The following is a 7,227-nucleotide window of genomic DNA, read 5'->3' on the forward strand; positions in this document are numbered from 1 at the left end:
ACGACTGCTCTGGCTTTTGTTTTTCTTGGGCTCGAAACCTTTACATAGGATAAAGCTATGGGGATTGCAAATCGCGCGCCCCGGGGATGTGGCGCAAAAGCGCCAGACCAACCAGCAGAAACCACAGGATTGCCCCGAGGCCGAACAGGGCTCCGGACAGTTCGCCCAGGGCCGGAATGACGGTCAGCAGGCCCGCCGCCCCGACCAGAGCCGCCAACAGCGCCGTCACCCGAGGCAGGGCACCGGCCCGCAAGGCCGCCAGCCCGACGCAAAGCAGCCAGACGCCACCCGCGATTTCGTTGCCGCCGCCAAGCCCAAGCTCGACCGCGTGCAGCAGCGCCCAGGCCTGTGCGGCGGCCTCCGTGTCGGTTTGCGACAGGGTCAGGGCCGTCTCGACCGAGACATTGGCGATCATGCCCGCGCCAAGCACGAGCGCCGCCCAGATCAGACCGAAGGCGCGGCTGGCTTCTGCCCATCCGGGGGTCGCTTTCCGCAACAGGTCATGGACAGCCAGAACCAGAAGGACAAGTGCAATGGCATTGGCAATATAGATCGTGCTGTTCCAGGCGATCAGCAAGTGTGGCCGTTCGGCGATGAAGGCCACGACCGCCTCCGCGTCGATCTGGTTGCTGCCAAAGCCAAGCGGGGCCAGCAGCGTCAACAGCAGGGCAAACCCCGCGATATAGGTCAGGGCGCAGACAAGGGCGGCGAAGCCTCCGGTCTTGATCAGGGTCATGGGGTCATCCTTTCGCTGTTCGCCGAGAGGGTCAGAAAGTGGTCAGCCAGCCGTTTCGTGCCATGGCACTCGCCCACCATGTCGCCGCCCATGGCGGTCAGGAAGAACTGCGCCGGCCCGTGGATGCGAGCGGGTGTCACCCAGGGCAGCAGGCACAGCGCGGCCCGGCGCAGGGCATCCGGCAGGCGGGTGATGCGCGCAGGCCGGTCCAGCGCCGCGAAGGCCAGCCGTGCCAGGGCCTCATGCGTGAAGACCTCGGGCCCGCCCACGTCCAGCCAGTCGCGCCCCGCCGCGATCGCCTCGGCTGTCGCGGTGGCAAGGTCCGCGCCGTGGATCGGGTTGAGCCGGTGCTGACCGTCCCCGAACAGCCACGCCCGCCCGGCCTGCGCCATCGAAAGGAAATCGCCCATGTCCGAGAAATAGCCGGAAGGTGCGATCACGGTCGAGGCCACGGGGCTGGCCCGAAGCCGGTCCACAAAGGCTGATTTCGCCGCGACCAGCGGCACATGGTGCATACGGTCGGCGTTCAGCACGTGGATATAGGCGAAGCGGCCCACGCCCGCGCGCAGCGCCTCCTCCAGCAGGTTCACATTGGCCTGATAGTCCACATCGCGATAGGTCAGCCCTTCGGTCTGGCGGGTGATACCGAGGGCAGAGATCACCAGGTCGACGCCCTTCATGCAGCCCGTCAGCGTCTCGGGCCGGGTGGCTTCGGCATGGACCACCTCAGCAGGAAGGTCGGTATCGCGGCGCACGAGGGCACGCACACGCCAGCCACGGCGGGCATATTCGGACACGAGGAAGCGCCCGAGATAGCCGGTCGCACCTGCGATGAGCACGGTTTTCGGGGCTATGGCTTCGGTCATGGGATGCTCTTCTCTGGCTTGGTCGGGATCAACCTATTCAGGATGGCTGCGTATCGCCATGGCCGCTCGTATCAGCCTCATGTCCATTCGTTTCAAACGGGTCCGTTTTGGCGGCCTCTCAGGGGCGAAGCCCCCTGATGACCGCCCGAGCGGCCTCGCATAGCGGGTCGTGCAGGGCCGAGAGGATGGCGATGCGGTCGTAGACCTCCGGGTCCGTGGTCAGCGTCTGGCGAATGGTTGCGCCGAAGACCTGCCTCAGTTCCGTGCCGATGTTGAACTTGCAGATACTGGTGCCGGTGGCGAGGCGGCGGCGCTGATCATGCGGCACGCCCGATCCGCCATGGATGACCAGCGGGGTTGTGGTCAGGGCCGCGATTTCGGCGATCCGCGCTTCGTCCAGCCCGTCGCCCGCCCTGGTCTGCAAATGGGTGTTGCCGACGGAAATGGCCATCGCATCAACGCCGGTTTCCCGCGCGAACCGCGCCGCGTCCTGCGGGTCGGTGCCGCGAGAGGCTTCGCCCGCCGCATAGCCCACGAAGCCGATTTCCCCCTCGCAGCCGATGCCTGCCGCATGGGCCATCTCCGCGATGCGGGCCGTGGCGGCGATGTTGTCTTCCAGCGACAGGCGAGAGCCGTCATACATGACCGAGGTGAAGCCTTCTTCAATTGCGATCCGGCAGTCCTCTTCATCGTTGCCATGGTCCAGATGGGTGACGACGGGAACCGAGGCCCCCTCCGCCAGCGTGCGGAACATCGCGCCCCAGACGGGCAGGGGGGTGTGGGACCGCGCGCCGGGGCCCGCCTGCAGGATCAGCGGTGCGCCCTCGGCCTCGGCCGCGGCCACATAGGCGCAGGCGTCCTCCCAGCCAAGGCAGACAAGCCCCGCCACGGCATAACCGCCAGCTAACGCCGGTTGCAGCACCTCGGCCAATGTCGCGCGGGTCATCGCAGGGTCTCCCTTCGCTTTCGTTTTAGGGGATCGCACCCGCAGGGTGCGCCTCCGCCCGTGGCCCCGTTCGGGGCAGGGCTCATTTGAACTTCGCCACCATGTCCATGATGCCGGGGATCGTGTGCAGCTGTTCGGCATGGGTGGGCTGGAAATACTGCTTGAGCGAGCGCTGCGAGAGACCGCCCAGGATGGTGAAATAGTACATCTCATATCCCGGCAAAGCACAGCAGGGGTGATAGCCCTTGTCGATCAGCACGGTGGACCCATCCATGATGTGATAGGCATCGCCCGGCTCGTTATCGACCCGTTGCAGCATTTGCAGGCCCGAACCGTAATTGGGCTTGAAGCGGAAATTGTAGCATTCGTCGTGCCGGGTTTCGATCAGTTCGTCGCTGTCGTCGCGCCGGTCGGTATCGTGCTTGTGGCTGGGAAAGCCCGACCAGCCGCCCGCGCCGACGGTGAAAAGCTCGCTGACCAGCAGCCGCCCGACCCGGTCATGGTGGCCTGCACCCAGGATATGCTTGATCTTGCGATGTGTCTTGGTGTCGTCCGATCCGTACTGAACGAGGTCCAGTTCCCCCTTGCGCACAGCAAAGGGTTTCAGCGTCTCGGCGTATTTCGCGCCTGCGATGAAGGTCTCTGTATCGGTCCTGGCGGTGATGCGGCAACCGATGTCGGTCGGCACATAGACGCCCTCCGGCTCGCCGTCCCAGACATCGGCGCCCCGGTTGCCGATATCGGTGAAGGTCTCGCCGCCGCACTCTACCGTCACCGTTCCGGTCGCAGGCACGACGCAGGTTTCATAGCCCGCGAGGCGATAGTCGAATGTCTCGCCCGCCTTCAGTTTGACGATGTTGAAATAGGTCAGCGGCACATGGGCGTCGTCCACGTCCACGATGGCCTTGTTTTGATTGTCGAACGGGGGGATGTGCATTGCGATATCCTCTTATGGGGTGGCAGCGGCCATGAAACGGGCCAGCTCGTCAGGGGTGGGCATGGCGGGGGCGCAGCCGACGCGAGAGACGACGATTGCGGCGGCGGCGGACCCGGTTTGCACCGCGGATTTCACATCGCCGCCCGTGGCCAGCGTCGCCAGGAACCCGGCCATGAAACTGTCGCCCGCGCCGGTGGGTTTAAGCGCCTTGGTCTCGTAGATGCCGGTTTGCACCTCGCCCTCTGCGGTGATCGTGATCGCGCCTTTTTCTCCCATCTTGTAGACGACGATCTGAGCGCCCCCCCCGATCAGCGACCGGGCCTTGTCGAGGCCCTTTTCCATGCCACCGGCCATGAAGCCGAACTCCACGTCATTGCCGATGATGATGTCGCAAAGCGCGGCGGCGCGGGAATAGACCTCTTCGGCCTCCTTGGCAGAGGCCCAGGAATAGGGGCGGTAATCCACGTCGAAGATCAGCGGCAGACCGGCGGCGCGGGCCAGATCGAAGGCCCGGAAACAGGCGCTGCGAGATGGTTCTGCGGCCAAGACGGTGCCAGTGGTGACGAGGGCGGAATAGGCGCTGTAATCCACCGCCTCCACATCCGCTATGGTCATCTCGAAATCCGCCGCGCCGTTGCGGTAGATCACCGATTGGGTGTTCTTCAGCCGCGTTTCCACGACAGCCAGAGAATTGCGCGCCTCGCCGCCTTCAAGATGCACATGGGTCCGGTCGATCCCGTAGGCGTCGAGCTGGTTCAGACAAAACCGCCCGATCGCATCATCCGAGACCCGCGTGACCAGCGCCGCCTTGCATCCCAACCGGCACAGCCCGGCGGCAATGTTTGCGGACGATCCGCCAAGCGCCGTGGTGAAGGCGGTGGCCTCTTCCACCCGCGCGCCCGGCGGGTCGGCATAGAGATCCATGCCCGCCCGCCCGATCACCAGAAAGGATTTGCCGGAAAGCCGCGCAAGACCTGTCATTTCCCCATCCCTCCGAATTCATGGTTGCATGAAACATGCACTCAGGATAACAACTTTGCAACCGGTTGCAATATGTGAACGAGAGAGGCCGAAGCCATGAATCAAATCGGGATCGGAATCGTCGGGGGTGGCTATATGGGCAAGGCCCATTCGGTGGCCTTTGCGTCTGTGGGGGCCGTGTTCGAAACCCGCCTGAAGCCGCGCCTTGCGGCCATCGCGGCCTCCTCTCCGGCCAGCGCAGAGCGCTATGCGCAGGGCTTTGGATTCGCCCGCGCCGCGCAGGACTGGCGTGATCTGGTTTCCGATCCCGCGGTGGATGCCGTCGTGATTGCCTCGCCACAGAACACCCATCTGCAGATCGCCGAAGCGGCTTTGGCATTGGGCAAGCCGGTGCTGTGCGAGAAACCGATGGGGTTGGATGCATCCGAGGCGCGGGCCATGGTGGCGGCGGCCAAGTCTGCGGGCGTGGCCAATATGGTGGCCTACAACTACATCCGCACCCCGGCCTCTCAATATGTTCGGCACCTGTTGAGCGAGGGCGCGCTTGGCCGCATTACCGGGTTCCGCTGTGTCCACGAGGAAGACTTCCACATCGCGCAGAAAACCCCCGCATGGCGCTGCGAGGGCGAGGCCAATGGCTGTCTCGGTGACCTCGCCCCGCATCCGATCAACGCGGCCCTGGCGCTGATGGGCCCGATTGCAGAGCTGAACGCGGTCATGGAAACCGTCTACCCCGATCGCAACGGCATTCCGGTCACGAATGACGATCAGGTGCAGATGATGGTGCGGTTCGAGAGCGGTGTTGTCGGCCATATCCACGCCTCGCGCGTCGCGACCGGTCGCAAGATGGGCTATGGCTACGAGATCACCGGAACCGAAGGCGCGATCCGCTTCGATCAGGAGGATCAGAACGCCATCTGGTTCTACCGCAAGGATGACCCGGACGGCCAAAAGGGCTTTCGCAAGATCCTGACCGGGCCGGATCACCCCGATTACCTGCCGTTTTGCCAGGGGGCGGGGCATGGCACCGGCTATCAGGACCAGATCATCATCGAGGCGCATGATTTCCTGACCGCCATCGACACCGGGCAGGCCGTCTGGCCCACCTTCGAGGCCGGGCTGGAGGTGCATCAGGTCATCGCCGCGGCGCGGGCGTCCGATGCCACGCGCACATGGCAGGCGCCATCTGATTTCTGAGGGCCGGGGATGATCCAGATCGGCAATGCGCCCTGTTCCTGGGGCGTCGAGTTTCCCGACGATGCGCGCAACCCGCCCTGGCGGCAGGTGCTGAGGGAATGCGCCGAGGCGGGATATCGGGGCATCGAACTGGGGCCGGTTGGCTACATGCCGGAAAACCCTCAGGTGCTGGCCGAGGCGCTGGAGGACTGCGGGCTGACCCTGATCGGTGGCGTGGTCTACCGGCCCTTTCATGACCCTGACAAGTGGCTGGATGTGGTCGACGGGGCCGAGCGCACCTGCAAGGCGCTCGCCTCTCTCGGCGCGAAACATCTGGTGCTGATCGACGCCATATCCCCCCGGCGCGCCCCCACGGCAGGTCGCGCTGACGAGGCGGTGCAGATGGAGCCTGACGAATGGGTCGCGTTCCGCAACCGGATCGTGACCATCGCCAGAATGGGGGCCGAGGTCTATGGGCTCACGGTCTCGATCCATGCCCATGCGGGCGGGTTCATCGACTTCGAGCCGGAACTGGAACGGCTGCTCGACGAGACCGATCCGGATCTGCTGAAGATCTGCTTCGACACCGGCCACCATTCCTATGCGGGCTATGATCCCGTGGCCTTCCTCAAACGGCATCTGGACCGGATCAGCTATCTCCATTTCAAGGATATCGACCCTGCCGTGAAGGCCAGGGTCATCGCCAACCGCACCGGGTTCTATGAGGCCTGCGGGCAGGGCATCTTCTGCAATTTGGGCCGGGGCGACGTGAACTTTCAGGCCGTGCGGCGCCTGCTGCTGGAACGCGGCTATCGCGGCTGGTGCACGGTCGAGCAAGATTGCGATCCGACACTGGACATTTCCCCGATCGCCGATGCAAAGGCGAACCGGGACTACCTGACATCCATTGGCTTTGACTGAGGGAGAGCTGCCATGGGAAAACTGAACTGGGGCATGATCGGCGGCGGCGAAGGCAGCCAGATCGGTCCGGCGCACCGGCTTGGGGCGGGGCTGGACGGAGAGTTCGCCTTTGTCGCGGGCGCGCTGGATCACCGCCCTGACGCGGGCCGCGATTACGGCAAGCGGCTCGGGCTGGCGGCGGACCGCGCCTATGGCGACTGGCGCGAGATGCTGGAGGGCGAGCGAGGCAGGGAGGACCGTATCGACTTGGTGACCGTTGCCACGCCGAATGCGACTCATTTCGAGATCACCAAGGCCTATCTGGAGGCAGGCTTTCACGTGCTCTGCGAAAAGCCCATGACCATGACCGTCGAAGAGGGCGAAGAGATCGTGAAACTCGCCCGCGCGACGGGCCGGATCTGCGCGGTGAATTACGGCTATACCGGCTATCCTCTGGTCCGTCACATGCGCGCGATGGTGGCGCGGGGCGATCTGGGGGCGATCCGGCTGGTCAAGGCAGAGTTTGCCCATGGCCACCACGCCGACGCCGCCGATGCCGACAACCCGCGTGTGCGCTGGCGCTATGATCCGGCTCAGGCAGGTGTGTCCGCGCAATTCGCCGATTGCGGCATCCACGCGCTGCATATGGCGAGCTTCGTGATCGGGCAGGAGGCGGAGCGGCTGT

General features: G+C 64.8%; 8 protein-coding genes. 3 read left to right on the forward strand and 5 right to left on the reverse strand.

The genetic code is table 11. The annotated features are described in order from the left end of the window. Positions 1 to 55 precede the first annotated feature (55 nt). The 5 genes from BKY26_RS15955 to iolC all read right to left on the reverse strand — a co-directional run bounded on the left by BKY26_RS15955 (position 56) and on the right by iolC (position 4,466). Positions 56 to 736: a DUF4386 family protein gene (locus tag BKY26_RS15955; protein ID WP_071691379.1), complete on the reverse strand. Its 681-nt coding sequence runs from the start codon at positions 734 to 736 to the stop codon at positions 56 to 58. Then, on the reverse strand, positions 733 to 1,602 hold the full coding sequence (locus BKY26_RS15960; RefSeq protein WP_071691380.1) for an SDR family oxidoreductase: 870 nt from the start codon (positions 1,600 to 1,602) through the stop codon (positions 733 to 735). Before BKY26_RS15960 ends, BKY26_RS15955 begins: the two co-directional genes overlap by 4 nt. A gap of 118 nt (positions 1,603 to 1,720) precedes the next feature. Continuing rightward, complete coding sequence (locus tag BKY26_RS15965; RefSeq protein ID WP_071691381.1) at positions 1,721 to 2,548, reverse strand: class II fructose-bisphosphate aldolase; 828 nt, start codon at positions 2,546 to 2,548, stop codon at positions 1,721 to 1,723. Between the two features lie 82 nt (positions 2,549 to 2,630). After that, complete coding sequence (locus BKY26_RS15970; RefSeq protein WP_071691382.1) at positions 2,631 to 3,485, reverse strand: 5-deoxy-glucuronate isomerase; 855 nt, start codon at positions 3,483 to 3,485, stop codon at positions 2,631 to 2,633. 12 nt (positions 3,486 to 3,497) lie between these two features. Continuing rightward, a complete protein-coding gene (gene iolC, locus BKY26_RS15975; protein ID WP_071691383.1) occupies positions 3,498 to 4,466 on the reverse strand; it encodes a 5-dehydro-2-deoxygluconokinase in 969 nt (322 codons plus the stop codon). Positions 4,467 to 4,562: 96 nt separating this feature from the next. Between iolC and BKY26_RS15980 the strand changes: the two genes are divergently transcribed. The 3 genes from BKY26_RS15980 to BKY26_RS15990 form a co-directional block, all read left to right on the forward strand. Further along, the gene (locus BKY26_RS15980; protein WP_071691384.1) at positions 4,563 to 5,663 is read left to right on the forward strand and encodes a Gfo/Idh/MocA family protein; all 1,101 of its coding nucleotides are present in this window, start codon (positions 4,563 to 4,565) and stop codon (positions 5,661 to 5,663) included. Positions 5,664 to 5,672: 9 nt separating this feature from the next. Continuing rightward, positions 5,673 to 6,563, forward strand: coding sequence for a sugar phosphate isomerase/epimerase family protein (locus BKY26_RS15985; RefSeq protein WP_071691385.1), 891 nt, complete (start codon positions 5,673 to 5,675; stop codon positions 6,561 to 6,563). A gap of 12 nt (positions 6,564 to 6,575) precedes the next feature. Continuing rightward, positions 6,576 to 7,227, forward strand: a 652-nt coding sequence (locus tag BKY26_RS15990; protein ID WP_131541906.1) for a Gfo/Idh/MocA family protein, incomplete at its 3' end; no start/stop codon positions are given.

Origin of the sequence: Nioella sediminis (genome assembly GCF_001879695.1) — a bacterium.
Taxonomy (GTDB): Bacteria; Pseudomonadota; Alphaproteobacteria; order Rhodobacterales; family Rhodobacteraceae; genus Nioella; species Nioella sediminis.

Coding starts and splice junctions, on each gene's coding strand:
- BKY26_RS15955 (WP_071691379.1), bottom strand. CDS start 736: ATGACCCTGATCAAGACCGGAGGCTTCGCCGCCCTTGTCTGCGCCCTG.
- BKY26_RS15960 (WP_071691380.1), bottom strand. CDS start 1,602: ATGACCGAAGCCATAGCCCCGAAAACCGTGCTCATCGCAGGTGCGACC.
- iolC (WP_071691383.1), bottom strand. CDS start 4,466: ATGACAGGTCTTGCGCGGCTTTCCGGCAAATCCTTTCTGGTGATCGGG.
- BKY26_RS15970 (WP_071691382.1), bottom strand. CDS start 3,485: ATGCACATCCCCCCGTTCGACAATCAAAACAAGGCCATCGTGGACGTG.
- BKY26_RS15965 (WP_071691381.1), bottom strand. CDS start 2,548: ATGACCCGCGCGACATTGGCCGAGGTGCTGCAACCGGCGTTAGCTGGC.
- BKY26_RS15985 (WP_071691385.1), top strand. CDS start 5,673: ATGATCCAGATCGGCAATGCGCCCTGTTCCTGGGGCGTCGAGTTTCCC.
- BKY26_RS15980 (WP_071691384.1), top strand. CDS start 4,563: ATGAATCAAATCGGGATCGGAATCGTCGGGGGTGGCTATATGGGCAAG.